A 26,974-nucleotide genomic window follows, 5' to 3' on the forward strand; every position below is an offset into this window, starting at 1 on the left:
CCAATTACATTTTAAAAAGTCCGTATTTTGTGATCGAATACAAAGCCCGGAAACCATCTTTCCAGCCAATTTTTTTTCCTTCTTCATACGTCCTTCCGTAATACGAAATGCCAACTTCGTAAATCCTTATTTTGGGCACGCGTGCAATTTTCGCCGTAACTTCAGGTTCAAATCCAAAACGTTTTTCTTTTAATTGGATGTTTTGGATCACGTCTGTTTTAAACAACTTGTAACAAGTTTCCATATCTGTTAAATTGAGATTGGTGCACATGTTAGAAAAAGTGGTCAAAATTTTGTTGCCGATGGTATGCCAGAAAAACAAAATGCGGTGCGGGTTGCTGCCCATAAACCTGGAGCCGTAAACCACATCGGCAAAACCGGTGATGACAGGCTTTAATAAGTCGTTGTATTCGTTCGGGTCGTATTCCAAATCGGCATCTTGCACAATCAAATATTCGCCGGTTGCTTTGGCAATGCCGGTGTGCAAAGCCGCGCCTTTTCCCTGGTTAATTTCATGTTTAAAATAATTAATTGGCAGGTCAGGGTTGTTGGATTTATAAGTTAGAATTGTATTTTCGGTGCCATCGGTAGAGCAATCGTTTACAATAATCACTTCTTTTTCAATCTGGTTAACCAACTCAACCTGCTTTAATTTATTTAGAATGAGGTGGATGGTTTGCGCCTCGTTGTAAGCCGGAATGACGATGGATAATTTGCGGATCATTTTTTAAAAGTATAAATTTTATCGAATTAACATCAGGGCAAATTAATTTATACGTAACACTTGAATGTTTAAGTTACGCCATTTACCTTTGTTGCAATGATGCTTCGGCGTGTAGTTTCCCTTTTTCTGCTTTTGGCGGTGGTTTCGGCTAATTTTGGCCGGCTTTTCGTTTGTGCAGGTTTCGGGATAAACCAAAAATACATCGCCAGCAATTTGTGCGAAAACCGCGACAAGCCTTGGATGCACTGTAACGGCCATTGTTATTTGATGAAAAAGATCAAACAGGCCGAAGAAAAAGAGAAAAGCGAGGAGCGCCAAACGCAAAAAAGCTTGTTCCAGGAAAGTTATTTGGTGGTTTCTTCTGAAGTTAAATTCCACGCACAATTGTTGCAGATTATTGCCACGCCTTATTGTTCCGACTTTCAAACGCCAAATCCCGGCGCTGTTTTTCGCCCGCCACAGGCAGGATAAATGCTTCTTTTAAGGCTGTTTTTTTAGTGTTCATTTCAAATTAATTGGACTGAAACCTGCTGTGTAAATTCTGCAAAACAGCTTCCTTTTAACTCAATTATCCATTTATTTTTTTCGGGAAGCGGAAAACTTCCTGCCTGTTTCTATGAAGCGATACTTCTTTTACCTACTCTTTTTCATTGTCCCTTCGTTTGTGAATGCACAAAATTTATTGCAAGGAACGGTTACCGATGCCATTACCCACGAACCTTTATCCAATGTTGTTATAAGTTCGGCTGGCGCGGATTTGAATGTTTTTAAAGACCTCGGCCAAACCAATGCACAAGGAAAATACAATCTAAACTTACCGCAAGGAACAGTTAAAATCCGGTTTTCGATGACGGGTTATACTTCAAAAATTGTTAATATTTCTGCTTCAACCTTAAACATTAGCCTGCAACCGGCAACGCTTGATCTGCAACCCGTTATTGTTTCTGCAAGTAGAGAAAAGCAAGCGCGGCAGGATGCACCAATCGCCATCAGCAAGATCACTTCAATGCAAATTCAAGACACCAAGGCAACAGCATTATACCAATTGTTGAATAAAGTTGCCGGCGTTTACATGGTTGATCTGGGCAACGAGCAGCATACGATGGCCATCCGCCAGCCTATTACTTTAAGCGCTTTGTATTTGTACATGGAAGATGGTTTGCCCATCCGGCCGACCGGTATTTTTAACCATAATTCTTTGTACGAAATCAACATGAGCAGCGTGCGCGATATTGAAGTGATTAAAGGCCCGGCTTCTTCGCTTTACGGCAGCAATTCGGTTGGTGGCGCGGTTAATTTTATCACGCAAAATCCGCCTTCGGGTTATGCCGGAAACGTGAGTTTGCAGGGTGACCAATACCATTACCGCCGCGTGGATGCCAATGCTGGTTTTACTGCCGGAAAATTTGGTTTGTATGCGGGCGGTTATGTAGCGCATCAAAAAAATGGCTGGCAGGATTATTCTGATTTTGACAAGTATTCTTTCAACCTCAAATCTACGTATGATTTTGACGCCGCCACGCGTTTAACCGCCGCCGCTTCCTACAATTACCTCAACACACAAACGCCAGGAACGTTGGATAGCGCGCATTTTTACGATAAAAGTTACGGCTCCAACCAGCGTTTTACGTATCGAAAAGTGGAAGCTTTTCGTAGCAGCGCGCGTTTGGATCATGCTTGGAACGAACGTAATGCTTCTTTTATCACTGCTTTTTTCAGGGATAATTCCACCGCACAATTGCCCAGTTATTACATTGGCGATGTTCGAAATGCGGCTGGACAATACCTGAGTTCGAACGGACAAGTAAACGACCAGAAGTTTCGCAGTTACGGCTTTTTGGCGCAGCACCGCGCAGATTTTGGTTTCCTGCATTCGCGCTTAATTTTGGGTGCTTATCTGGATGATAGTCCGAGTTCTTACTACGCGCAATACCTCAGCATTACCAAAGACGTTGAGCGAAATTACTACACCGATTTTGTAAATACCGGCCGATATTTGGATGATTATCAGATCAAACTGTTTAACACTGCAGCTTATGCGCAATACGAATTGAAGCCAATTGAAGCTTTACGAATTGTTGCTGGTTTGCGTTACGATCGTGTGCATTACAATTTTGAAAATGGCTTGCCACCAAGCAACACCAAGTATAAACAACAGGAAACCAACGACTTCAACATTTTGGCACCGAAGCTGGGTTTGACTTACAACTTTGGAAATAACCAAGGTTTTTACGCTAATTACAGCGCCGGTTTCCAACCGCCTGAAACGAGCAATTTGTACAGTTCGCGCCAATTGGTTCCGCTTAAACAAGCCACGTTTAACAATTATGAGGTTGGCGGATGGCTTTCGGCTTTGAATAAAAAAATGTACTTCGAATTGAGTTTGTACGATCTGGAAGGCCGCAACGAAATCATCAGCCAGCTTTTGCCCGATAACACCACGCAAAACCAAAACGCCGGTGCAACGCGCCACCGCGGCATCGAATACAGCATCAATTATTTGCCGGTAAAAGAAGTATCGTTTCGTTTTAGCGGAACAAACGCGCAACATACTTATTTGGATTACAGCGAAGTAGCTACCAATGCTGCCGGAAAAAATTATTCCATCAGTTACAACGGCAACCGCATGATCAACGCGCCGGCCTGGATCGCCAATTCGGAAATTTCGTACAAACCAATGTATTTTCAAGGTTTCCGCGTGGCGGGAGAGTGGCAGCACATCAATTCGTACTTCACCAATCCGGCCAATACCAAAACGTATGGCGGCTACAACATTTACAATTTGCGTTTGGGCTACGATTTTAAAAAGGATTTGCTGAAAGGCGCGGGCGTTTGGCTCAACGTGCTTAACCTTGCCAATAAACTCTACGCAACCACCGTAACCGGCAATTCCTACGGCGATACTTACAACACCGGTTCGCCGCGCATTTACAATTTAGGCATCAGTTATAACTTTTCCAAACACTGATTTTTGTATGATAAAAACAGCATCCAATGTTTTGGCTCCGCCCGAAAAAGACAGCAAAACAAAGCGAATTGTTAAAAGCAATTTTTATAAATGGCACCGCGTTTTGGGTTTGGTGGCATTGGTTCCGGTGATATTTTGGACGATCAGCGGTTTGTCGCACCCGTTTATGTCCAACTGGTTTAGGCCGTTTATCCCGCAGGAAGTTTTTCATCCCAAAACACAATCGGAAATGCAGCCGCAGCTTTCTTTGCAGGAAGTTTTGGATAGAAACCACCTCGCCGAAATCCGGAATTTTGGATTGGTTAATTTTGACCGCGGAACGTTTTACCAGATTTTAAACCGCGACAGCAGCTACCAATATTATAGTGCTAAAAACAGCATTCCGCTTCCTGATGGCGACAAGCTTTACGCAATTTACCTGGCCCGGTTTTTCACCAACGACAAAAAAACACCGATAAAAGAAGCATTGCTGCAAACCACTTTTGATGATCAATACCAGCCCATCAACCATTTGCTGCCGGTCTGGAAAATTAGTTTTGACCGGCCCGATGGCATGGATATTTACGTGGAAACCGGGCAAAGTCGCATGGCAACTTTCAACAACAACACGCGGAAAGGTTTTCTTTGGATTTTTGAACAGTTCCATACCTGGCAATTTTTGGCCACAATCGGCGGAGAAAAGTTTAGGATCGTGGTGTTGCTGGTGATTGTCAGCATTATGTTTTTATCGTTGCTGAGCGGATTGACGGTTTATGGTTTGTTTTGGAAGAAATTCAAATCCATCCAACAAAAACGAAAAGCCGAAGGGCGCGAAGACGAGCGTTTTGTACACCGTTTTCATCGCCAAATCGGGCTGATTGTTTCTTTCGTGCTATTCACTTTCGTTGCCAGCGGTGCTTTCCATTTGCTGGTGAAACTGCACAATATCCAGCCCGAAAAAGTTCACTACGCGCAACTCATCCAGCGAAACGAACTGCTTTTATCCAACTTAAAATTGCCTTTGGCAGATTCAAACATCAAGAAAATTGCTTTGGTTCAATTTCAAAACCGTGCTTATTATCAAGCTCTAAATACAAAAAAACAAGTTTTGTATTTTGATGCGCAAAACGGAAAAGAATTGCCAAACGGCGACCAGCAATATGCTGCTTTTATCAGTAATTTTTACCGGAGTTCGGCGGAGCAAAAGGCAAATCTTCAACCCAAAACCATTACTTTAATTAAGCAGTTTGATAACGAGTACGGTTTTATCAACAAGCGTTTGCCGGTAGAAAAAGTGAGTTACCCGAACCAGGAAAACTGGTATATCGAAACTACATCATCCAAACTTTCTACCACCGTTGCCGGGATTGACAGGGCAGAAGGTTTGTCGTTTATCTTTTTGCATAAATATTTTGGCATGACCTGGGCCGGAAAAAACGTTCGCGATATTGTAAGTATGCTGGCTGCGCTTGGCGTTTTGGTGGTTTCGTTGTTTGGCTTTGCTTCTTTTATCGGTAATAAATCTGTTTAAAAATATTCTTCCCCATGAAAAAAATAACTCTTTTTGCTGTTATAATCCTTTCTGTTTCGGCTTGTAAGCAAAGTGATCAACAAACTGCGGAAAACCCAAAAGACACAATTTATACCGGTAAAAACAGTATCAAATATACTTGCCCGATGCACCCGGAAGTGGTGGAAAACAAGCCGGGCGTTTGCAGGAAATGCGGAATGGAACTGGTGGAAAAAGAATGACATGCTTCTTTTATCCATCTAAAAACACAAAGAACTGTAAGTTGCCGAACCATAATTTAAAATAACAGAACAATGAAATATAGAATAATAATTGCCGCTTTTCTGCTGGTTTTTGCCGCTTGCAAAGACACCAAAACCGATGAGAAAAAGCTGGAGGCCGAAGTGATGGAAATGCACGAAAAAGTGATGGCCGACGGCGAAACCGCGATGCAAAACAAAATGAAATTAGATATACTGATCCTGAAAAAAGATAGTGTAAAAAAAGCATTTCCAAGTTTGGATACTTCCGCAGAGAATAAAACGATGCGCAATTTGAGCAGCCGGATTTTGAAAACAGATGATGCGATGAGCGACTGGATGCACAATTACAACCCAGATTTTACAGGAAAACCACACCAGGAAGTGATGGATTACCTGGCGCAGCAAAAAAAGATCGTCGGCCAAATCAATACAGCTTACAATTCCGTTATCCAGGAATCAAACCAATACTTGTTAAAATTTAAAAAGAAATGAAGAAGTTAAAATTAATAGGGCCTGCGCTCATTGCCCTGCTGGCTTTTGCGGCCTGCCAAAATAAAGTTAAAGAAACAAAACTGCCTATTTACGGTGAGCGGCAACCGATCACCAAAACAGTTGACGGGAAAACATTTACGGATACGGTTTACGCTACCATTCCGCCCTTTAGTTTTGTTGACCAGAACCGCGAAACCATCAGCGAAGAAAACCTGCGCGGCAAAACCTATGTGGCCGATTTTTTCTTTACTTCCTGCCCTTCGATTTGCCCAACGATGCAGCGCAACATGCTTTCGGTTGCCAAAGCTTATCAGGGCAAACCCAATTTTAAACTGGTTTCTTTTACGATTGACCCGCGGCACGATACCATTCCGGTTTTAAAAAATTATGCGGAGAAGCTGGGCGCAAAAGCCGATCAGTGGTATTTTTTGTTAGGGAAAAAGGAAGATGTTTACCAATTGGCCGAAAAGAATTATTTGGTTTCGGTAGCCGAAGACAAACGGGCGAAGGGCGGTTATGTGCACCAGGGCTGGCTGGTTTTGGTGGATAAAAAAGGCCGTGTCCGTGGCGCGTACGACGGCACCGACAAAAAGCAGGTTGACCAGTTGATTGTGGATGTAAAGCTGCTGATGGACGAAGACGAAAACCAGAAAGCATGAAACGTTTGATGGTTCTCCTTTTACCTTTCACCTTTATCCTAACTACTTTTTTCCTTTCCTGCCAAAGCGAGGCCGAGATTGAATACAAGCGTTATTTTATCCAGGGAAGGAATTTGTATCAAACCAACTGCAAAAACTGCCATGCCGAAAACGGTGAAGGTTTGGGCGAACTTTTTCCGCCGCTAAAAGAAGCAGATTATCTCAAAAAAAACAAAAACCAGTTGGCATGTATCGTTCAAAACGGTCTGAAAGGAACGATCAGCGTAAACGGAAAAACTTACAATGCACAAATGCCAGCGCAAACGCAACTGGCGCCAATTGAAATTGCCGAAGTGATTACTTATGTAACCAATGCTTTTGGCAACCAGCAAGGTTTGTACGAGGTGGAAAAAGTAAACGCCGACCTGAAAATTTGCAGGTAAAAGAAGCATTTGCTAAAATTGTATCAAGTACTGCGATAATAAAGCAACCCTAATTTCAGCAAATATTTATGGCAGTATTTACTTGAAGATAGAAGGACTTTTATGTTGGCAGAAACTTTAACATCCGTAATGAAAATCTTACTGTTCTAATTACCGGGAAAATAAAACATTACCGATAATTTATGCTTATTTAGGCAAACCGAAACTTACATAATCTTTTAACAAAACAATTATTACCGATATGCTAAATTTAAAAACTCACTTTTTAAGTAATTTCAAGGTATCTGCCACAAAAATTGCCATTCCGGTTTGTATCGCTTTAAGCACTTTGGCCCAACTTTCAAACGCGCAAACAGCCGTTAAAAATGCAGGTTTAAAAACGCCGGAAGGTTTTTCGGCAACTATTTTAGCCAGCAACTTGGGCAGCGCAAGGCATTTGGTTGTTACGCCGCAACACGATATTTATGTACGTTTGGCGCGGCCGGTAAATGGAAAAGGAACGTTGGTTTTGCACGAAAGCGATGGCAAAGCTGTTGTAAAATCAGGTTTTGGAAACTATGGCGGAACCGGGATTTACATCAAAAACGGTTACCTGTACGATTCTTCCAACGAAGAAATCTTCCGTTACAAGTTGAATGCGCAGAATGAAGTCATCAACCCAAACGCTCCGGAGAAAATTGTTACTGGTTTGATCAGCCGTTTTCAGCACGAAACCAAATCTATTTTGGTGGATGACAACAACAACATCTACGTAAATATTGGTGCTTATTTAAATTCCTGCCAGGAAAAAGACCGCCAGCGTGGTTCGATGGGCGTTAAAGGTTGTCCGTTGTTGGATTCTGCAGGCGGCATCTGGATGTTTAAAACCGATAAGCCAAACCAGCAATTGGGTGATGGCACACGCTATGCAACCGGTTTGCGCAATGTGGTTGGTTTAGACTGGAACAAACAAGATAACCAGCTTTATGTAATGCAGCACGGCCGTGACCAATTGCACGATATTTTCCCGGATATGTACACCGTAAAAGACAATGCAAACCTGCCTGCCGAAACGATGTACGCCTTGAAAAAAGGCGCCAACGCAGGCTGGCCTTATATTTATTACGATCCGATTCAACACAAAGAAATGGTGGCACCGGAATATGGCGGCGATGGAAAAAAATCTACGACCGAATATTTAGAACCTGCCGCCGCTTATCCTGCCCACATGGCGCCAAATGGTTTGCTTTTTTACACGGGAAATCAATTCCCCGAAAAATATAAGAACGGCGCTTTTATTGCTTTTCATGGTTCCTGGAACCGTTCGCCAGAACCGCAAGCCGGATATTTTGTGGTTTTTCAACCGTTTAAGAATGGCAAACCAACCGGCCAATGGGAAGTATTTGCTGATGGGTTTTCTGGATCGGCTGCACAAACTGCTTCCGGCCGTGCCGAACATCGCCCATGCGGCTTGGCGCAAGGGCCAGACGGTTCGCTTTATGTAACCGATGATTCAAAAGGAACGCTGTACAAAATCACGTATAAAAAATCATGAAGCCTTTTTTGTTAACCTTGTTTGTGCTTTTTTCAACCCACATTATTTTTGCACAGGTAAAAAAAGCACCAGCGCATAAACCTGTTGCCAGTAAAAACAGAATCGAAATTTCGTCGGCCTCAAAAGCTTCGATGACGAACGGGCAAGCAATTTATTCCCAAAGCTGTGTTTCCTGCCATCAGCCGGACGGTTATGGCGTGCAGAACATGAACCCGCCATTAATTAAAACCAGTTACGTTTTGGGCGATAAAACCCGGTTGATCACTATTCTTCTAAAAGGTTTGAGCCACCAGGAAATTGACGGCAACATGTACCAGAACGTGATGCCCTCGCACGATTTTTTGACCGACCAGCAAATTGCCGATGTACTGACTTATGTGCGCAACAGTTTTGGCAACAAGGCAAGCGCGGTTACAGAACCGGAAGTGAAGGCATTGAGGGCGAAAAAGTAAATTTGCACAAACCTATCTCACCAATTTTTATAGGGTAAAAGAAGTATTTATAATCCTGCCGCTTAGTGCGGCAGGATTTTTTATTTGGAGAAAATATTATTTCCATAATTTGTTCAAGTCAACACACATCTGCATTTTGACTAAAACAAAAGGTGTTTTCACTAAATCTATTTTTGAATGGATGATGAGCTTTGTACCATCAACAAAAAGAAAAAATAATTTATTATGAAAGCGATTAGAATTCATGAATTTGGCGGGCCAGAGGTAATGAAACTGGAAGAAGTAGAACGCCCAGTTCCCGCAGCCGATGAGATTTTAGTGAAAGTATATGCCAGCGGCGTAAACCCTGTAGACTGGGTAGTCCGTAATGGCGGAAATGATTTTTTAAAGCCTTACTTAACGCTGCCTATGACATTAGGCTGGGACGCAGCAGGCATTGTAGAAGAAACAGGCAGCGAGGTAACTGAACTAAAAAAAGGGGATGAAGTGTATGGTATCCCTAATTTTCCCGGCAGCAATGGAAGTTATGCGGAATATTGTGCTGCAAAAGCAAGTCAGTTCTCGGTAAAACCAAAGAGTATTTCTTTTAATGAGGCAGCAGGTGTGCCTTTGGTTGGGCTTGTGGCCTGGACGGGTATTTTTGAGTTGGGAAAGCTGCAGGCTGGGCAACGCATTCTCATTCACGGAGCATCTGGTGGTGTTGGAAGTTTTGCAGTACAGTTTGCAAAAGCAAAAGGTGCTTATGTTATCGGCACCGCTTCGGTCGGCAACTTGGATTATTTAAAGCAGATCGGTGCTGATGAAGTGATTGATTACAGAAGCCAAAAGTTTGAAGACTTGTTGCAAGACATTGACCTTGTGTTTGACGCTTCGCCGCTTCGTGATAATAACGACAGAATGAAATCTGTTGGCGTATTAAAAAGTGGCGGGATTTTGGTGAGTGTAAACGTTGATTTTCCATTTGATGAAACGGTTTTAGAAGCTTTAAAGAAAAAGAACGCGAAAGGTGAACTTCTTTATGCACAAATGAACCATCGGGAATGGTTAACAGAAATTGCCCAATTAATTGATAAAGGCAAGGTGAAGGTTACCATCAGTAAAGTTTATCCTTTGGAACAAGTTGCCGAAGCGCACCGTGAAAGCGAAACCTTTCATGTGCGTGGCAAGTTGGTGTTGGAAATCAAAAAAGAAGACGGCCGGGCATGAAGCATTTTAAAACCATAAGCGAATTTCACCAGTTTAGAAATTTGCCCAAACCCCAACATCCGTTGATTAGCGTAATAGATGTTGCAACCGTTTCGCATTTGCATAGCGATGAGCCGATGAATTTGTTGTTAGATTTTTATTCTATTGGCGTAAAAAGAATGTCCGGCGTTAAAGTAAAATACGGGCAACAACCATTTGATTTTAATGAAGGCGTAATGTCTTTCATGTCGCCAAATCAAGTTTTTAGTATTGCGCTTGATAACAAAGCTGAAGCATTAAAACAGTCAGGGTGGGTGATCAACATACATCCTGATTTTTTATGGGATACGCCATTGGCCAAAACCATCAAGCAATATGATTTTTGGGATTATTCGCTTAACGAAGCCTTATTCCTTTCCGAAAAAGAAGAAGCTGTCATCAATAATATCATCCTTAATATCCAGCAGGAATATCATTCCAACATCGACAAGTTTAGCAAAAGCATTATCATTTCCCATATGGAAACCCTGCTCAATTATGCCGACAGGTTTTACCATCGGCAGTTCATCACCAGGGAAAAAGCCAATCACCAGATACTGGAACGTTTGGAAAAATTGGTTAGCGCGTATTTTAACAGCAACGATTTAATCAACAGGGGTTTGCCAACCGTTCGATATGTTGCCGAACAATTGCATCTTTCGCCCAAGTATTTGAGTAGTTTGTTACAGGTATTGACAGGGCAAAACACCCAGCAGCACATCCATGAAAAGTTGATTGAAAAAGCCAAAGAAAAATTGTCAACCACCGATCTGTCTGTGAGTGAAATTGCTTACGAGTTGGGATTTGAACATTTGCAGTCGTTCAGCAAGTTGTTCAAAACAAAAACAAACCTTTCGCCTTTGGATTTCAGAAAATCATTTAACTAAGACTTTTAATCCCACTAAAGTTTTAGCCTGTTTGTTGCACCTATAAAATTCTAAAAAAAGGTTGATAAAAGAAGCATCAAGAGGGATAAGCATACTTCTTTTATCAACCTAAATCTTAACTGAGTCCGTTGATTGAAACGAAAGGATCACAAATCCTTAGCTCAAGGGGCCAGGGTTGCAAACCCTGACCAGCAGAATATTATATTGGTGCTTTGCTATTATATCGATACAAAAATTATAATAACTACTGATTTCTGTGTGATAAAAGAAGCATGGAAACTAAACTGAATAAAATATAAAAAGGAGCTATCCCTGAATTTTGGGATAGCTCCTTGCGCATTGTAAAAATTATTTTTTGTTCCTGCCAAAATCTATTCCAACACCTAAATAGGTAAAATTTAAAGGTTTATCTTGACCACCTGGGAAGTTGTTAGAAGTGTTTGCTGTTATTCCGAATTTTGGTGAAATAATTAAATTTTTATTGAGGTGGATCTTTACAATATTAAATTCGAATTTTATGACAAATACTTTTCCTATATTACCATATTGACTATTGTTTAAATTAGTTTCAAATTCTTCCTCAAAATAAAAACCATTTTTTTTGCTTCATTATTATCATACTTTATACCTAAAATTAGCGGATCAATAATGGACATAGGATAAAATGTTATGCCACCACCCAAACAAACTAAATTTAGATTAGCATAAGAATTTTTACCCGGCATTGTATTATAGTCAGTAATTGCATTTAAGGAAATTACTTTACCTAAAGAAAACTCTCTTCGTGCGCCAATAGAATAATAACTTTTAAATTCATCCTTAGTAGGACTACCGCCTGGTAATCCTAATCTACTGACTACACTAAATGTTGACCTTTCTATTTTATAACTGTTTTGTGCTTTACTTTCTAAGCAGCATAAAATTAATACTAAGCAGATAAAATATTTGTACATATTTTTATTGTAAATAAATTTGATCATCTAAGTGCCCATTTCCATAAATTGGTATGATAAATCATTCGATCCAAACCATATGCTGCACCTCCTACTGCAGTAAAACTGGCGTATTCCCCCTTATCTGTTCCCGATGGATCAGTCGATGCAAACCCAGAGCCTAAAACTGCACCTACTGCCGCTGATGCAATCACTACAACTGCTGTTACTACAGTTGCAGCAATAATTTTTGCGACCTTGGTTACGACTTTAAATATACTACTAAAAAACCCATTAACCTTTACATTGTTAATTGATTGTACTGATAAATTATTAGTTCCTTGTTCCGTTAAAAAAGCTCTGAAGTCTATAGTATTAACCATTTGAAGGGCATAGCTTGAAGCAACTAGGATATTGGTTTGTTCATTAGGGTTTAAAGAAATTGAATTTCCAACATTGTACATATAATTATTTATCGCCACAGTAGCCTTTAACTTTATAGAATTATAATAATCATCCTCGTTAAAATTTGTTGTGTCCACACTATTATAGATATAATTATTCATCTCAGTATCTGCAATAGTTTTTAATGTAGCTGAAATGCCATTTATACTTTCTCGAACGGCAGGTGATGACTTTAATGCGTCAGTTATTCCGTTTAGATCACAAAATGCAGTTAGATCAGAATGGATTTTTTGGAATAAAATTTCAGGAGTAGAATTATTAAAATCTTCTGTCGTAGTGGTAAATGTAGGATTATAATTTTGACTCATAATGGGGTCAGGGGCATAGTAAGCAGCTACCCCTGAATCTCCATAATTATCGTGCATGAACGCTAATCCATAATAATCATTTTCGTTTTGGTAAGTATTAACTTTTAAATTACTTGTTTTTTGTGACCTTTTTTTGTTAATAAAAGCTGCGAGGTTGTTTACATTTTTGGTTGTGTTAATAAAAGTATGATGGGCTAAAATAGCAGCAGGGCTGCCGAAGTTTGTTGGTTGTGAAATCAAACAAAACAGTTGGCTGCCCCCGCTGCCATAGTGGCAAGGTAGTAAAAAACGGGAAGAAAAAGACAGGTTTTCAAAATTTGCTTTGCAAGGATTGTAGCCTGCAGTTCCAGGAAGAATACCTTTACTGGGGCGCAGACCACAAGAACAAGGGTTTGTTAAAGCGGATGCTTTTGAGGGGCAGTGGCGTAAGGGACTGTGCTGTTGTACTGGGCATAAGTGCGAACTGCGTGCTCAGAAGTATTTTAAGCATGGGCAAAGCTTCTGAAATCAAGCCGAAACGTAGTTCGTACCACCTGGTTCAGATAGATGAACAGTGGTCATATGTAGGAAATAAACAAAGGAAAGTGTGGCTGCTGTACGCTATTTGTAAACAAAGTGGTGAGATCATAGCGGCAAGCTGGGGCAAAAGGGACAAGCGGAATATAAAAGCTTTGCTAAAAAAGCTGCAGGGGCTGGAAATCGGCTTTTTTTGTACCGATCACTGGGGTGCATTTGCACAAGTGCTGCCAAAAGAAAAACACATTATAGGCAAAAAACACACAAAAAAGATAGAAGGGGTAAATACATGGTTCAGGACAAGGCTAAGAAGGCTGGCAAGACGGACAGTTTGCTTCTCGAAAAAGCTTATCTACCACTATTCAATTATGAAAACTGCTATCTACGAACGAAATATTAGATCATCATACATTTGAAAACACAACCACATTTTTTATTACTTCACTTTTATCAAAAGTTGTTTTAGTTTTTGATGCAATTTTTTCATCATTATTTTCTTTTTTACAAGAAGTAACAAATACTGAAAATAAAACAACCAAGATAGTACTGTTAAAAAATTTAGTTTTCATGTTTTTTAAAATTTAGTAGATTTTTTAATACGTTCTTTAATTTTCGTTGTACGTTTTAGTTTTCTTTTCCTGCCATATTTTCCCTCCTTTTCTTATGCAATTTATAACAAAAAAATTACAAATAAAATAATAATTAAATATTTAATGATTTGTTAATACTAATCCGTCCTTTAAGCTTAGGATTTTTTTAATCCCCCTACAATATCCAAATGTGCTGGTTGCTCCTATAACATTAAACTTTAATACCTTAAAAAAAAGGTTGATAAAAGAAGCATCAATGGGATTAGCATGCTTCTTTTATCAACCTAAAATCTGTAATTGAGTTGTTGAATTAAATCAATAGGATCACAGATCCTTAGCTCAATGGACAGAGTTACAAACCCTGACCAGTAGAAAGTTAAACGTATTATGCTGTTTAAAATTAATAACCCTCCATAATTGTCTTTTGGAGGGTTGTTAATAATCAACTTACCGATTTCTTATTTCAACGCATAGTTTAAATAGCCACCATCAGCTTTTATTTCTGTTCCGGTAATATAGCTTGCCGCGTCTGAAGCCAAAAACAGCGCTGTTTTTGCAATCTCGTCAGGATCACCCATTCTCTGCAATGCAGTTACTGAAGCCAAATATTCTTTTGCTTCCGGAGGTAGTACACTTGCTAAGCCTGGGGTTGTAATTGGCCCGGGGCTAATTATATTAACACGAATTTTTCTTGGGGCCAATTCATTTGCCGCAACTTGGGCAATTTTATTTAGTGCCCCTTTTGTTGCAGAATATACGCCCGTCCCTAAATTAGCGGCTGTTGCAACACTTGAAGACGTAAATAAGACGGAAGCACCATCAGACAAGTGTGGGATTAACTTTTGCAATGTGAAAAAATGACCTTTGACATTCGTGTTGAATTGTGCATCGAATTCCTCTTCGGTAACTTGTGCAATTGGTGAAAAGACCCCAATTCCCGCATTTAAAAAAAGTACGTCTAATTTCACTTCACTTTCTGAAATCACTTTTTCCAATATCGAAATTTCTGTGAGTTTAGAAGTATCAGAAACAACAGTTTTCAATTTTGGACTTTTGATTTCTTCCGCTGCCTTTTGCAGATTGTCGGCATTTCTTCCGGTAATCCAAACATTTGCACCCGCGTTGATAAATGCTTTTGCAGTTGCTAATCCAATTCCTGTACTACCGCCTGTAATCAAGACGTTTTTGTTTGTAAAGATCATATCTTATTTTTTGATTTAGTACAAAGTTAAAATGTCTAATTTATTTTGGTTACTTTGTAACGAAAAGTAACAGTAACATTCGAGTAACAAAGTAACTTATGAGTAACAACACATGCCACAACCTATGCCACAAAAAGGAGCTTATGGCTGTCCATGACGCTATGGATGTGCTAAATGGAAAATGGAAAATTTCTATTATTTCATCTATTTGCTTTTACAGCAAAAGAAGATTTTCTGATATTTTGAATGATGTTAGCGGAATATCGAATAAAATGTTGAGTAAGGAACTGAAAGAACTGGAAATCAATAGACTTATTTCCCGAACAGTTTTAAATACTAAGCCAATAACTGTTCAATATCAGCTTACCGAGTATGGCCAAACATTAAAGGGAATTATAAGTGACCTTACAGATTGGGGGATAAATCATCGAAAAGTAATTACTGGAAATATATAAGCATAAAACAACAAAGCCAAATTTTGCTGCCGGTGGTGGTTTGTAACCCCGTCCTTTGAATTAAGGATTTTTAATCCTATTAACCTGTCAAACCTTCTAACTGTAGCCTTTTCAATCCAAAAAAAGGTCGATAAAAGAAGCATTTAATTTAAAAGCTCATGCTTCTTTTACCACCCTAAAATTGGTAACCCGCAACCCAAAACCCGCAACTTACCGAATCAAATGGATAATCCCCTGCCTGCTTGGCGGGCCATGATTGTAACTCATGCCAGTCCATTCTTTACCGTTGATGTATGTGCCTTCTATTTGCCAAACGTAAACCCCTTGTGGCGCAGGCTGGCCGCCCATCATGCCGTCCCAGCCTTCGGCCGGTTCGCCGCGCTCGGTCAGTTTGGTGGTTTCCCAAATCACTTGTCCCCATTTGTTAAATACGCGCATCCGCCAGGTTTTTAAGCCGGAACCTTTTATTTTGAATGTCGTTACTTCGTCGTATTTGCTGGTTGGCATAAAAGCATTCGGAACAAACATTTGTCCGGGTACACCGGTGATTTGGACTTTATGAACGATGGTATCGCCGCATCCCTGCAAATTGTAAACAATCAGCCGTACTTTGTAAACGCCGGTGTCGCGATACGTATGCCCCGGGTTTTGCTTGCTCGAACCGCTGCCGTCGCCAAAACTCCATTGCCATAAAAGCGGTGAGTTAGTACTTCGGTCCGCAAAATCAAAATTATGGTACGGGTAGGCAATCACGCTGTCGGGTTTCACGGTAAATGCTGCTTTTGGCGGTATCGTTATCGTGATGTAGTTTTTCATCACCATCGTATCGCTGCAACTCAAACCGTTTTTGGCAATTAAAGTAATGGTATAAGGCGTATTGCGGGCCGTAAAAGTGTGCTGCGGGTTGGCTGCTGTCGCCGTTCCGCCATCGCCAAAATCCCAGAAATACGTGTTTCCAGTGCCGGGCGTCAGGTTTTTAAAGTTAACGTTTTGGCGGATGCAGCCCGTTTGCACATCGGCGTTAAAGTTGGCGACCGGCTGCGGATAAACTGTAACAGACTGGTAAGTAGAAGTATCGGCACAACCATTGGTAGCCGTTAGTTTGATGTTGAACGTACCGCTTTTAAGGAAAGTGTGCGTAACCACTTCCGGTGCCGATTGTGTAGCCTGCGTGGTGCCATCGCCAAAATCATACGTAAAATAATTGCCGCCTTTGGTGTTGTTGTAGAAATTAACGGTCCAGGGCGCACAACCAACTTTCTGATCGGCATTAATAACCAATTGCGGCAAAACCGATTTTGGCGAAATGCGCAAATTGTATTGTGTTACACTGATGCCGCATTCGGTTTGGGCGGTCATTTTCACCACAAAAGTTTTGGCCGTCGCTGAAATGTAAGTATGCAGCACGTTCTGATTGTCGTGCGTAACCAGCGTTTGCCCGTCGCCAAAATCAAAAGTATAAGTGTTGTTGATGCCGGGCGAAGTATTGTTGAAGTTGACCGTGAACGGAGAACAGCCGATCGTTCGGTCGGGTGTAAAAATCGAGATTGGTTTCGGCCTCACCAAAACGGTAGAAGTGTAAGTGCGGATGCCGCAGGTGGTTAACGCTTTTAAGGTGATGGTAAATGTGGTGTCTTTGCCATCCTTACGCGGCTGAAAAGTAACCGGAAGCGGGTTTACCAAAGCCGAAGTTTGGCCGTTGCCGAAATTCCAGGTGTAAGTGGCCTGGTCTTTCGGGTTAGAAGTATTGTTAAAGGTAACCGTTAAAGGGCCGCAGCCTTTGTTTTGGTCTTGGGTAAAGCTGGCTTTTACTTCTTTGATCGTTGAAAAAGTATGGGTAAAAGAAGCATCCGGGCAACCGAACTTGCTGGTCACGATCAGTTTGATGACCACTTGTTTGTTGTCTTCGGTGATCGTATAACCAGGGAAAGTCAGCCCGCTGCCAAACTGCACGCCGTCGGCAAACCAACTATAAGTCGCATTTCCGGGAGCTGCTGTTGCTTTGATATTTTTGGCATCCAAAACATAAGGGATACAGCCCAGATCGCCGGTAAAAGTATAAGTTGGATTTACCAGCGGGTTTACATTTACGTTGATGACATTGCTGATGCTTTGCTGCGGGCCGGTACACAAAAGCGAAGTAACCACCCGCCGGAATTGCGTAGTAACCGTTAAACTGTTGATCTGGTAATTGATACCGTTTGCGCCGGAAATGTTGGTCCAGTTGGCACCGTTATCAATACTGCTTTGCCATTGGTAATAGTAAACACCATCGGCACCGGCCGGTGTGCTGCCAACGAAAAGTTTTGGCGTGTTGTTGTAGCAAACTTCCTGGTTGCTGCCAACGGTATTTTCTGTGATGGGTGGTTGAACAATGATGTGTACCGGCTGGCTGATGCTGCTGCAAGGGCCGGAAGTTACAATCCGCCTAAAATAAATACTGCTCGTAGCCGTAAAGGTGTAATTAATGCTGCTGGCACCTCGGATTGTAGCCCAGTTGGCGTTATCGGCACTGCTTTCCCAACTGTAAGCGTAGTTGCCGTTTCCACCGGTTGGCTTGTCGCCGATGACGGAAATGGTTTGTCCGTAACAAACGGCAGGCGCAGGGAAACTGATGTTGTTGCTGAGCAATGAAAGATCGGAAATGGTTACGTCATCGGCAGAAGTAGCGCAGGCGCCAGTGCTGGTGATCGTCCAACGGAAAGTATATTGCTGGCCGGCAACCAAACCGCTAATTGGCGTATTATAACGGCTTGCATCGGCGAAGCCAACACCATTTTGACCGGAAGTTAAAGTCCACACACCGGTTGATGGCGAAGGGTTATTTCCCCTTAAAACATAAGTTGGCGAACTGCAAATCGCTTCATCCGCACCGGCATTTGCGGTAACCGGCTGCGGCAAAACAGTAACGGTAGCATCAACCGTAGGGCCAACACAGTTGTTTGCGCTGATTGGCGTAAGGTGATAAACAACGGTGGCAGGCGTAGTTAACGTAGAAGTAAGCACATCATCAATGCTGGTAGCAATCGTTGGATCCTGTTTTTTCATGTTACTAATGCCAGCAACAGGATCAAAAGTCCAGGATACCAAAGAGCCAGGAATATTAGTCTTAAACTTAATGCCAGTCGAACTTCCGCTGCAAACCTGGTTGCCCGTACTGGTTAGGATGATTTGCGGGATTGGTGTTACGGTAACGTTTAGGGTATAAGGTTTGCCAGGGCAATTTTTGTTGATTGGTGTAATGGTGTAAGTAACTGTTTTATTATAAAGCGGATCATTGTTTACCAAAACATCATTAATATCAGCCGTATTATGCGTAACAGATGGCGATTCTGAAGAAACCCAGGTAAAAGAAGTATTGGGATCATGTGCGGTAATATGATAACTTAAGGCACTTCCTGTACAAATCGGCCGACTTGGGCCGCTGGTAATATAATTGGTATTTTGGGGCGTTACCGTAATGGTTACCACGTTACTGTTGTTTTCCTGCGCACCAGTACATAATAGTGTACTTACAACTCGGCGGAATTGTGTAGTAACGGTAAGGGCGTCAGGCTGATAATCTTTACTGTTTGCGTTGGTGGTAATGTTTGGCCAGGTTGCGCCATTGTCTTCACTTTTTTGCCACCGATATTGGTAGATGCCATCGCCGCCGGCAGGTTTACTTCCGAGTAAAAGATCGGGCTTAGTATTATAACAGATTACTTGGTTTGCAGAGATGGAATTAGAAGCTAACTGAGGTTGCACCACAATTTGAACAGGACTGCTTGTGTTTGTGCAAGGGCCGGAAGTTACAATCCGCCTGAAATAAGTGGTTGCAGTTAAAGTGGGCGACAGGCTTTGCGCTGTTTGCTCGAGGATGGTTGTCCAGGAAGCACCGTCGGGGCTGCTTTGCCAAATATACGAATAAGTAAAGTTGCCGCCCGTTGGCTGATCACCATTAACCAATGCAGTTTGCCCGTAACAAATAGTTGAACTGGCAGAACTGATGTTGTTGGTTAGATCAGAAAGGTCGTTGATATTCACATCATCCGAAGAAACAGCACATTGCGAAGCACCTGTAATCGTCCAACGAAAAGTGTAAAACTGGCCCGGCTGCAACCCGTTCACGATGGTATTAAATTGAGCGGCATTTGCAAAAGCCACACCGGTTTGCCCAGAAACGATTGACCAGTTTCCGGAAGAAGTGCCTGGATCATTCCCTCTTAAAAGATAGCTGCTTGTACTGCAAATGGCATCATCCGGACCTGCATTTGCCGGTACAGGCAAAGGTTGTACAGTAATGGTAACGGTAACCGGCGTACCTTCGCATAAAGTAGGGGCGGGGCCAACAGGTGTAATGGTATAAGTTACCGAACCCGGAGTGGTGGCCGAAGCATTGTACAAAGCCTCCGTAATGGCAGTCGTATTGGTGGCAGGATGGTTAGAATTGTTGGAGATGCCTGGTGTGGCCGTACTCGTCCACATAAAAGTTGTGCCCGAAACATTGGAAGAAAGCCCAATATTAACGCTTTGCCCGCTACAAATGGTAGTTGCGGCCGGGTTAACCGTAACCGCAGGGCGCGGCCTTACCGTTACGGTAAAGGTAGAAGGAGTGCCGGGACAGCCATTGTTAACCGGTGTAATAGTATAAGTTACCGTACCGTCATTGGTTGGGTCAGTATTGGTCAATACATCGCTAAAACCTCCTAAGCCGCTGGTCATAGTCCTGCTGATATTGGAAGTTGCCGTTGATGTCCAATTAATTGTACTTCCTGTAACTTGCCCTGATGGTTGATAGGAGAAAGTTTCCCCGGTACAAATAGTTTGATCTGAAGCATTGGCAACTTTATTGCGCGGGTTAATCGTAATGATTACTTCGTCTGAAAGCTGGTCGCATGGAGCAGGGTAACCGGTTATTGCCGTTAAAGTCAACCTGACTTGTCCAGCATCAACTTCGGCAGCAGTTGGTGTATAAACAGCGTTTAAAGCAGTCCTTCCGGGAGAGAAATTACCGTTCCCGCCAACCCATTGAAAACTTTGCGGTTGCGGGTTGGAAATTTTACCATCCAAATTTACTACATCAGCAGGACAAATAGTTTGGTCTGGCCCGGCATTTACCGTAGGCGATTGCAAAAAGGTAATGTTTTGCGAGTCATCAGCCGAACCGCAATTATTGGTTTGGGTAGCCTTAACCGTGTAAGTGGCAAAATCTGTAAATAATATTTGCGGATATTTTGAATTGGCACTGGTTCCGTTCTGGTAACTGTAATTGCCGCCCGTTACCGTCCAGCTATAAGTATTCGACTGATCGGTTGTTGTTCCGGTAAAAAGGGTTTGCGTAGTGCCGGGGTTATTGGCAAAAGTAAGCACCTGGTTGGTGCCGCAATATTGTTTATCAGGCGATAAAGTAACCGTTGGCGTGGTGTTTACCGTGATGGTTTGCGAAGTGCTTATCGCACCGCAAGATTCTGTACCGATGGATAAAGTAAGTGTATAAATGCCGGGCGAAGGAAACAATATCTGCGGGCTATGGCTGGCCGAAGTGGTATTATTGATAAAAACCGTGCTTGCCGGGCCGGTTACGCTCCAGGTATAAGCGTTGTTTTGCGGGATGTTGGCGCAAGACTGATCGGTAACAGAATGATCAGTTGCCGAAACCATGCCATTGCTGCAAATGGTGGAATTATCTACCGTAAAGGCAGGCTGTGGTTTGGCTAAAATACAAACATCTTTATACACATCGGCCGCACTACAAACACTGCCGCTTTGTGCAAGCAATTTTAAAAGGATCCGGTGTAAACCCGAAGTGGTAAAAGTATAGGTAAAAGGAGTACTGCCCGGCCTGTTTGTGGCAACAAGTTGGCCATCAACATACCAAGCGTACCTTGCATTGGTGTTTACGCAGTTTGCACTTGAAGCATCCTGGCCAGGATCAGAGGTATTGTTAAAAGTAACGGCATCGCCCAAACAAGCACTGTTCGGGGCAGTAAAACTATTGGTGGGCGGCTGTACTACTTTGGCATAAACCGTAGTCGGAGAACCGAGCTTATCACAAATCCTGCTGCTCACCTGCGCATCAACCTGAAAAGTGTTGGCCTGCTGGCTATTGGTGTTGCCGCAGGAAGTATGGTTATAATTATGTGTCAACGTGCCGTGTAAAGCAATAATATCACATAAAGTATAAATGGTTGAGGTGCCATCGCCCCATTTCACAATAAAAAGGTTTCCGGGATAGTTGTACTGGATGCCATTTGGCGAGGTATAATCAACCGAATAACTTAATGTTCCATACGGTCCGTTAAGGCAAACTGTATTATTGCCGGTGGTGCCAAAATTAGTGTTTAATTTATTGTTAATGAGTTGGTAAGCTTTCGTTCCTTCCTTTCCGTTGTTAGTTGCTTTTACTAAAATGGTATAATTAGAAGTATTGGCACTAAAAGAAGTACCCGGGTTTAGTGTATAAGTCCCGCCATTGCTTTGGTTAAGTTCATCAAAGAAACTTGCCGTTACATTAGTGCCCGATGTAGAGGTGTTGATAAAATCATAAGATGGGCTTGGGCTGGTACACGAGCCAAAAATTTCCGGGTTGTCGCTGTTGATGCTTGAGCCGTCAATACTGGCCAAAATGGGCGAACCTGCCACAATATTAATGCTTGCCGTAGCAGAAGTTGCCGCAGGAAGGCTTGATTTGATGGCTAAGTTATAACCATTTCCGGGTGTTAAATTTGAAGGAATTACGCCGTTGACAAACGTTGCATAAAAACCGGTATAGCTGCCAATCTCCGTGTCCGGAGTGCCTCCCGGAACGGATGAAATATAAAGCTTAAAAACATTGTTCGGGTCAATACAACCGCCGGTAGTACCGATGGTAAACGGCACCGCAATACTCGAACCAGGCGTATAAGGCCCGGCATCAACTGCGCCCAGCGTTAAGGTTTGCGCGTTAGAAAAGCCGTGGCCGAGCGTTAAGAACGCAATTAAGCATAATACTTTTTTTAAACAAGCGTACAAGTGCCTCATCCTGCTTCAGCTTAAAAAGACCGAATAAACTTGTACGCTTTTTAACGAAGCAGGTTATGGTAATAATTTTCCCCAACCGCTTAGCCAAATTTGAGGCCTGTTTGAAATTAGCCTGATAAGGTTTCTATGCTTCTTTTATCGTATAAAAATTGGTCGGCATCTGGTTTAGTTGAGTTGATAACAACACCAATTTTTATAGGGTAAAAGAAGCATTGTATTTTTTCTCCCATCAAAATTAAACAACCGCTAAGTTTTACTGATTTTTAGGCGGTAAAAGAAGCATCCGAAAATTTAAACCGAAATAGAAAAGTACCGGATAAATAATACTTTTAAAGATGGAAAAATGGTTGCCGAAAGTTTTGTTTTTTGTTATTGTTTTTGCTTTGGCCCGGCCTGTAAATGCCCAGCATAAAGCTTCTATTCAGGTTGATTTAAACAAAACAATAGCACCTCTGAAACCCGTTTGGGCATGGTTTGGCAACGACGAACCCAACTACGCCTATATGAAAGACGGGCAAAAGCTGCTGACGGAACTTTCGGCTTTAAGCCCAGTGCCGGTTTACCTGCGCACTCATAATTTGATGACTTCCGGCGATGGGACGGCGGCTTTAAAATGGGGCTCGACCAATATTTATACCGAAGATAAAAACGGCAAACCCGTTTATGATTTTACCATTGTTGACCGCATTTTTGATGCTTATGTTAAACGCGGCATGAAACCTTTGGCGCAAATCGGTTTTATGCCCGAGGCTTTGTCCACGCATCCCCAACCTTACCAGCACCACTGGCAGCCCGGCCATCCTTATCAAGAAATTATTACCGGCTGGGCTTATCCACCAAAAGATTACCAGAAATGGGGCGAACTGGTTTACCAATGGGTGAAACATTGTGTAAAAAGGTACGGGCAAAAAGAAGTGGAAAGCTGGTATTGGGAAGTTTGGAACGAACCCAACGGCGATTACTGGAAAGCTTCCGTTCCCGAATTTTATAAATTGTACGATTACGCCGCCGATGGTGTAAAACGCGCTTTGCTGACCGCAAAAGTTGGCGGGCCAGACGTAGCCGGAACAGGCGGCGCAGGTGGTTCCAAATTTTTACGCGGCTTTATCCAACATTGTTTAACCGATACCAATAATGTAACAGGCAAAATCGGTTCGCCGCTGGATGTGGTTTTGTTTCATGCTAAAGGATCGCCAAGAGTGGTTGATGGTGTTGTGCGGATGAACATGGGCACACAACTCCGCGATATCGAAACCGGTTTTCAGATTGTCAAATCTTTTCCGCAAACCCAAAACCTGCCGATTATTATTGGCGAATCTGACCCGGAAGGCTGTGCTGCCTGCGGTATGCAAACCAATCCCGAAAACGCTTACCGCAACGGAACCCTGTTTTCCAGTTACACGGCTGCTTCTTTTGCCCGGGAATATTTACTGGCGAATGAATACGGTGTCAACTTTAAAGGCGCGGTTTCCTGGTCTTTCGAGTTTGAAGACCAGCCCTGGTTTGCCGGTTTCCGTGATTTGGCCACAAACGGTGTGGACAAACCTGTGCTGAACGTTTTCCGGATGTTTGGCATGATGAAAGGAAACCGGGTGGAAGCAAATGGCACCAATTTTTATCCGCTAAAAACAGTACGCGATTCCAGCGTGCGTAACCAAACTGATATTGGCGCTTTTGCTTCAAAAGATAAAAACCAGGCAGCCATAATGGTTTGGAATTACCACGATGACGACGTGCAAGAAAACGGAAACACTGCAATTGCAATCAACGGCATCCCTTCTAAACAAATCAAACTGACGGAATACCGCATAGACCAAAACTACAGCAACTCTTACGAGGTTTGGAAAAAGATGGGTTCGCCGCAAAAACCAACTTCGGCACAAATCTCAACGTTGGAAAAAGCCGGAATGCTGCAAACTGCCGGAAACCCTAAAACGATGACTGTAGAAAACGGCAAAATAACAATGGATTTGAATTTGCCGCGACAAGCTGTTGTGTTGCTAAAATTAGAATGGAAGTAAAAAAAGATGCGGTAAAAGAAGTATCAGGTTAACTTTTAAAGACGTTACAAAGAATGCCTGATACAAAGAGTTTGTATTTCTTGAACAGTTTAAATTTTGAAGCATTAAAAGGCAAACTGAAAGGAAAATATACAGTAAGGGTTGATTATCACTACAGGCTCGTTTTTTTAATTGAGCAAAATGAAATCACCGTATCAGAAATAATTGTTATAGAAGATTTAAGCAACCATTATCAGTAATATGGGCAACGATAAAATAATAGATAATCAAGGCAATGAAATCATCTTGGATATTGAATTACATCCCGGAGAAATTTTAAAAAACGAACTGGAAGCCAGGAAAATAACCAAGTCTGCATTTGCAATGAAAATTGGAATGTATCCTGGACATTTTGGGGATATTGTAAAAGGTAAGCGGAATATTACGGCGAGTATTGCTGTGAAATTAGAAACAGAATTAGGCATCGCAGCCGAATTTTGGATGGCGCTGCAGACCGATTACGATTTGCATCTCGAACGTAATAAACTCAAACATTCAGCATAGAAAATACCTGATAAAAAAAGCATTTGCTTTATTTGTGTATGGAGTTTGGAAAAGTACAACCGCAGGAAATACCTTTAATTGATTTTAGTTTGCCGCCCGATCCGGATTTTAACCAGGCAACGTTTGGAAAAAATCCTTCTTCGCAAAAACTAAAAGTCCATATTGGCTGCGTTACTTGGGGAAGCAAAGATTGGGTTGGCGAAGTTTATCCGCCGGGAATTAAAGAAGCGCGATTTTGGGAAGCTTACGCCAAACAGTTTAGCTGTATGGAACTGAACGCTACTTTTTACCAGGTTTATCCGGCAGAAACGATTGCAAAATGGAAAGAACGAGCGGCTGCAAACCCGGAGTTTTTGTTTTGTCCGAAGTTTTCAAAGCAGATAAGCCATGCCTCATCCTTAAAAACCACATATGATTTAACCACTGCTTTTTACGATGGCATTTTAGCTTTTGGCGAAAAACTGGGGCCGTTGTTCTTACAATTGAGCGATTATTTCGGGCCGGAGCGTTTTGCAGAACTGGAATCTTATTTAAAGCAATTGCCAAAAGAGGTACCGGTTTTTGTGGAATTGCGGCACGAGCGCTGGTTTTCGGACAAGCAATTGCAGGAAAAAGTTTTCGCGATGTTTAGAAGTTTAAATATTGGCGCCGTGATAACCGATGCGGCAGGCAGGCGGGACGCAGTACACATGCACTTGCCCATGCCTGCTGCTTTTGTCCGTTTTGTTGGAAATTCTTTGTTCTCTGAAAATAATTATCAGCGGGCAGACGATTGGGTAAAGCGGATCAAAATATGGCAGCAACAGGGCCTACAGTCTTTATTTCTGTTTGTGCATTTGCAACAAACTTTGGCCGAGCCTAAACTGGCAGATTATTTTATCCAAAAGCTTAACGCAGAATTGGGTTTGCAACTAAAAAGGCCGCAGTTTATTCAAAAGCCGTTGGAGTTGTTTTAATCAGCTAAAAATTTACACTGAAAATTATATGATAAAAGAAGCATCGGATCAAATCAAATTTTTCCGATAAAAAGGCCGCAGTTTTTTCAAAAGCCGTTGGAGTTGTTTTAATCAGCCAAAAATTTACACTGAAAATCATACGATAAAAGAAGCATCGGATCAAATCAAAACTTTTCCGCCTTCGATGTAGGTTTTAAAGTTCTTGATATCGTTGCGGATCATTTTTTCAAAAACTGGTGTAAACAATTTCGCCAAACCTTCTCCGGTTCCGGCAATCGGCGATTTATAGGCAATCACTACATTGATGACCGTCCCTTTTCCTGCAGGCGCATCACTGAAAGAAACGTGGCCTTCGTTATCAACCGTTGACTCTTTTAATGATTTCCAACTGATAAGTTTGCCCGGCTCGTCGCGCGTGATTTGTGCTTCCCAGCCAATTTTGGCCAGATTTCCCGGAACCCGGGCAACCCAATAGGAGTTTTTTGCATCTTTTTCTACCACCGATGCCAAATGTTTCATAAACAAAGGCAGGTTTTCCAGCTTACGCCAAAAACGATAAACCTCTTGTTTGGGTTTATTTACATTAACCACATGCGTAATATGGATACTGGAGGGCGTTTTGTTAATGCCGATGCTTTTGTAAACCGGGCAAACGCCGGTTATCCCACGAAACAACAAATAACCGCCGGTAGCAGCTTCTACCAAACCCCTGACCGGACTGCTAAAGATGCTGGCAATTCCGGCAGCGGTAATTTTGGTGCCGAGGGAAAGGGAAACTAATCTTTCGCCCCAAGCTAAATTTGGCGAAATAGCGGTAGAAGGCGTATGCAAACCAATGCGTTGCGCAAATGTAAAGGCCATAACTTTGTT

The 26,974-nt window shown here is 42.1% G+C and carries 23 protein-coding genes and 1 pseudogene; 17 read left to right on the top strand and 7 right to left on the bottom strand.

The annotated features are described in order from the left end of the window. Window positions 1-4: 4 nt before the first annotated feature. Window positions 5-724 carry a glycosyltransferase family 2 protein gene (locus tag Q0192_RS01300; protein WP_299284905.1) on the bottom strand — a complete coding sequence of 240 codons (720 nt, stop codon included), beginning with the start codon at window positions 722-724 and terminating at the stop codon, window positions 5-7. A 96-nt stretch (window positions 725-820) separates the two neighbouring features. On the opposite strand from Q0192_RS01300, the gene Q0192_RS01305 reads away from it, so the two are divergent. The 11 genes from Q0192_RS01305 to Q0192_RS01355 all read left to right on the top strand — a co-directional run bounded on the left by Q0192_RS01305 (window position 821) and on the right by Q0192_RS01355 (window position 11,114). Beyond that, entirely contained in the window at window positions 821-1,195 is a 375-nt protein-coding gene (locus tag Q0192_RS01305; protein WP_299284908.1) for a hypothetical protein, read from the top strand. A 145-nt stretch (window positions 1,196-1,340) separates the two neighbouring features. Further along, window positions 1,341-3,692, top strand: coding sequence for a TonB-dependent receptor (locus Q0192_RS01310; protein ID WP_299284911.1), 2,352 nt, complete (start codon window positions 1,341-1,343; stop codon window positions 3,690-3,692). 7 nt (window positions 3,693-3,699) lie between these two features. Continuing rightward, a complete protein-coding gene (locus Q0192_RS01315; protein WP_299284914.1) occupies window positions 3,700-5,202 on the top strand; it encodes a PepSY-associated TM helix domain-containing protein in 1,503 nt (500 codons plus the stop codon). A 14-nt stretch (window positions 5,203-5,216) separates the two neighbouring features. Next, window positions 5,217-5,423 carry a heavy metal-binding domain-containing protein gene (locus Q0192_RS01320; RefSeq protein ID WP_299284917.1) on the top strand — a complete coding sequence of 69 codons (207 nt, stop codon included), beginning with the start codon at window positions 5,217-5,219 and terminating at the stop codon, window positions 5,421-5,423. Between the two features lie 72 nt (window positions 5,424-5,495). After that, window positions 5,496-5,936 (top strand): hypothetical protein, encoded by a 441-nt coding sequence (locus tag Q0192_RS01325; protein WP_299284920.1) that lies wholly within the window; start codon window positions 5,496-5,498, stop codon window positions 5,934-5,936. Continuing rightward, entirely contained in the window at window positions 5,933-6,595 is a 663-nt protein-coding gene (locus tag Q0192_RS01330) for an SCO family protein (RefSeq protein WP_299284923.1), read from the top strand. The genes Q0192_RS01325 and Q0192_RS01330 overlap by 4 nt, the downstream gene beginning before the upstream one ends. Further along, window positions 6,592-7,017, top strand: coding sequence for a cytochrome c (locus tag Q0192_RS01335; RefSeq protein WP_299284926.1), 426 nt, complete (start codon window positions 6,592-6,594; stop codon window positions 7,015-7,017). The genes Q0192_RS01330 and Q0192_RS01335 overlap by 4 nt, the downstream gene beginning before the upstream one ends. Before the next feature lie 241 nt (window positions 7,018-7,258). After that, window positions 7,259-8,551 (top strand): PQQ-dependent sugar dehydrogenase, encoded by a 1,293-nt coding sequence (locus Q0192_RS01340; protein ID WP_299284929.1) that lies wholly within the window; start codon window positions 7,259-7,261, stop codon window positions 8,549-8,551. After that, a complete protein-coding gene (locus tag Q0192_RS01345; RefSeq protein ID WP_299284932.1) occupies window positions 8,548-9,003 on the top strand; it encodes a cytochrome c in 456 nt (151 codons plus the stop codon). The genes Q0192_RS01340 and Q0192_RS01345 overlap by 4 nt, the downstream gene beginning before the upstream one ends. A gap of 225 nt (window positions 9,004-9,228) precedes the next feature. Continuing rightward, window positions 9,229-10,209, top strand: coding sequence for an NADP-dependent oxidoreductase (locus Q0192_RS01350; RefSeq protein WP_299284935.1), 981 nt, complete (start codon window positions 9,229-9,231; stop codon window positions 10,207-10,209). Continuing rightward, window positions 10,206-11,114, top strand: coding sequence for a response regulator transcription factor (locus Q0192_RS01355; protein WP_299284937.1), 909 nt, complete (start codon window positions 10,206-10,208; stop codon window positions 11,112-11,114). Before Q0192_RS01350 ends, Q0192_RS01355 begins: the two co-directional genes overlap by 4 nt. A 557-nt stretch (window positions 11,115-11,671) precedes the next feature. Here the strand turns inward: Q0192_RS01355 and Q0192_RS01360 are convergent. Together Q0192_RS01360 and Q0192_RS01365 are read right to left on the bottom strand one after the other, a co-directional pair. Next, the gene (locus tag Q0192_RS01360) at window positions 11,672-12,067 is read right to left on the bottom strand and encodes a hypothetical protein (protein WP_299284939.1); all 396 of its coding nucleotides are present in this window, start codon (window positions 12,065-12,067) and stop codon (window positions 11,672-11,674) included. Window positions 12,068-12,090: 23 nt separating this feature from the next. Next, window positions 12,091-13,059, bottom strand: a complete 969-nt coding sequence (locus Q0192_RS01365) for a hypothetical protein (RefSeq protein ID WP_299284942.1) — start codon at window positions 13,057-13,059, stop codon at window positions 12,091-12,093. Between Q0192_RS01365 and Q0192_RS01370 the strand changes: the two genes are divergently transcribed. Beyond that, window positions 13,050-13,751 (top strand): IS1 family transposase, encoded by a 702-nt coding sequence (locus Q0192_RS01370; RefSeq protein ID WP_299284945.1) that lies wholly within the window; start codon window positions 13,050-13,052, stop codon window positions 13,749-13,751. The two genes, Q0192_RS01365 and Q0192_RS01370, sit on opposite strands and share 10 nt — an antisense overlap. Here the strand turns inward: Q0192_RS01370 and Q0192_RS01375 are convergent. Together Q0192_RS01375 and Q0192_RS01380 are read right to left on the bottom strand one after the other, a co-directional pair. Next, a complete protein-coding gene (locus tag Q0192_RS01375) occupies window positions 13,740-13,904 on the bottom strand; it encodes a hypothetical protein (protein WP_299284948.1) in 165 nt (54 codons plus the stop codon). The two genes, Q0192_RS01370 and Q0192_RS01375, sit on opposite strands and share 12 nt — an antisense overlap. Window positions 13,905-14,383: 479 nt before the next feature. Next, window positions 14,384-15,127, bottom strand: a complete 744-nt coding sequence (locus tag Q0192_RS01380) for an SDR family oxidoreductase (RefSeq protein ID WP_299284951.1) — start codon at window positions 15,125-15,127, stop codon at window positions 14,384-14,386. Window positions 15,128-15,270: 143 nt separating this feature from the next. Between Q0192_RS01380 and Q0192_RS01385 the strand changes: the two genes are divergently transcribed. Then, the gene (locus Q0192_RS01385) at window positions 15,271-15,582 is read left to right on the top strand and encodes a helix-turn-helix domain-containing protein (protein WP_299284954.1); all 312 of its coding nucleotides are present in this window, start codon (window positions 15,271-15,273) and stop codon (window positions 15,580-15,582) included. Between the two features lie 210 nt (window positions 15,583-15,792). Here Q0192_RS01385 and Q0192_RS01390 read toward each other — a convergent pair whose 3' ends face one another. Then, window positions 15,793-22,584, bottom strand: a complete 6,792-nt coding sequence (locus Q0192_RS01390) for a PKD domain-containing protein (protein WP_299284957.1) — start codon at window positions 22,582-22,584, stop codon at window positions 15,793-15,795. A gap of 335 nt (window positions 22,585-22,919) precedes the next feature. Between Q0192_RS01390 and Q0192_RS01395 the strand changes: the two genes are divergently transcribed. The 4 genes and pseudogenes from Q0192_RS01395 (at window position 22,920) to Q0192_RS01405 (ending at window position 26,104) form a co-directional block, all read left to right on the top strand. Next, window positions 22,920-24,605 (top strand): beta-xylosidase, encoded by a 1,686-nt coding sequence (locus Q0192_RS01395; protein WP_299284960.1) that lies wholly within the window; start codon window positions 22,920-22,922, stop codon window positions 24,603-24,605. Between the two features lie 47 nt (window positions 24,606-24,652). Beyond that, a pseudogene (locus tag Q0192_RS18715) lies at window positions 24,653-24,844 on the top strand (type II toxin-antitoxin system RelE/ParE family toxin); the annotation flags it as partial. 1 nt (window position 24,845) lies between these two features. Then, a complete protein-coding gene (locus tag Q0192_RS01400; protein WP_299284962.1) occupies window positions 24,846-25,148 on the top strand; it encodes a HigA family addiction module antitoxin in 303 nt (100 codons plus the stop codon). Between the two features lie 23 nt (window positions 25,149-25,171). Continuing rightward, window positions 25,172-26,104 (top strand): DUF72 domain-containing protein, encoded by a 933-nt coding sequence (locus Q0192_RS01405; RefSeq protein ID WP_299284965.1) that lies wholly within the window; start codon window positions 25,172-25,174, stop codon window positions 26,102-26,104. Window positions 26,105-26,263: 159 nt separating this feature from the next. On the opposite strand, the gene Q0192_RS01410 is transcribed toward Q0192_RS01405, so the two are convergent. Then, on the bottom strand, window positions 26,264-26,965 hold the full coding sequence (locus tag Q0192_RS01410; protein ID WP_299284967.1) for an SRPBCC family protein: 702 nt from the start codon (window positions 26,963-26,965) through the stop codon (window positions 26,264-26,266). Window positions 26,966-26,974: the final 9 nt, after the last annotated feature.

Source organism: uncultured Mucilaginibacter sp., from assembly GCF_937859865.1.
Lineage (GTDB): Bacteria > Bacteroidota > Bacteroidia > Sphingobacteriales > Sphingobacteriaceae > Mucilaginibacter_A.

Coding starts and splice junctions, on each gene's coding strand:
- Q0192_RS01300 (WP_299284905.1), bottom strand. CDS start 724: ATGATCCGCAAATTATCCATCGTCATTCCGGCTTACAACGAGGCGCAA.
- Q0192_RS01305 (WP_299284908.1), top strand. CDS start 821: ATGATGCTTCGGCGTGTAGTTTCCCTTTTTCTGCTTTTGGCGGTGGTT.
- Q0192_RS01310 (WP_299284911.1), top strand. CDS start 1,341: ATGAAGCGATACTTCTTTTACCTACTCTTTTTCATTGTCCCTTCGTTT.
- Q0192_RS01315 (WP_299284914.1), top strand. CDS start 3,700: ATGATAAAAACAGCATCCAATGTTTTGGCTCCGCCCGAAAAAGACAGC.
- Q0192_RS01320 (WP_299284917.1), top strand. CDS start 5,217: ATGAAAAAAATAACTCTTTTTGCTGTTATAATCCTTTCTGTTTCGGCT.
- Q0192_RS01325 (WP_299284920.1), top strand. CDS start 5,496: ATGAAATATAGAATAATAATTGCCGCTTTTCTGCTGGTTTTTGCCGCT.
- Q0192_RS01330 (WP_299284923.1), top strand. CDS start 5,933: ATGAAGAAGTTAAAATTAATAGGGCCTGCGCTCATTGCCCTGCTGGCT.
- Q0192_RS01335 (WP_299284926.1), top strand. CDS start 6,592: ATGAAACGTTTGATGGTTCTCCTTTTACCTTTCACCTTTATCCTAACT.
- Q0192_RS01340 (WP_299284929.1), top strand. CDS start 7,259: ATGCTAAATTTAAAAACTCACTTTTTAAGTAATTTCAAGGTATCTGCC.
- Q0192_RS01345 (WP_299284932.1), top strand. CDS start 8,548: ATGAAGCCTTTTTTGTTAACCTTGTTTGTGCTTTTTTCAACCCACATT.
- Q0192_RS01350 (WP_299284935.1), top strand. CDS start 9,229: ATGAAAGCGATTAGAATTCATGAATTTGGCGGGCCAGAGGTAATGAAA.
- Q0192_RS01355 (WP_299284937.1), top strand. CDS start 10,206: ATGAAGCATTTTAAAACCATAAGCGAATTTCACCAGTTTAGAAATTTG.
- Q0192_RS01360 (WP_299284939.1), bottom strand. CDS start 12,067: ATGTACAAATATTTTATCTGCTTAGTATTAATTTTATGCTGCTTAGAA.
- Q0192_RS01375 (WP_299284948.1), bottom strand. CDS start 13,904: ATGAAAACTAAATTTTTTAACAGTACTATCTTGGTTGTTTTATTTTCA.
- Q0192_RS01380 (WP_299284951.1), bottom strand. CDS start 15,127: ATGATCTTTACAAACAAAAACGTCTTGATTACAGGCGGTAGTACAGGA.
- Q0192_RS01385 (WP_299284954.1), top strand. CDS start 15,271: ATGGCTGTCCATGACGCTATGGATGTGCTAAATGGAAAATGGAAAATT.
- Q0192_RS01390 (WP_299284957.1), bottom strand. CDS start 22,584: ATGAGGCACTTGTACGCTTGTTTAAAAAAAGTATTATGCTTAATTGCG.
- Q0192_RS01395 (WP_299284960.1), top strand. CDS start 22,920: ATGGAAAAATGGTTGCCGAAAGTTTTGTTTTTTGTTATTGTTTTTGCT.
- Q0192_RS01400 (WP_299284962.1), top strand. CDS start 24,846: ATGGGCAACGATAAAATAATAGATAATCAAGGCAATGAAATCATCTTG.
- Q0192_RS01410 (WP_299284967.1), bottom strand. CDS start 26,965: ATGGCCTTTACATTTGCGCAACGCATTGGTTTGCATACGCCTTCTACC.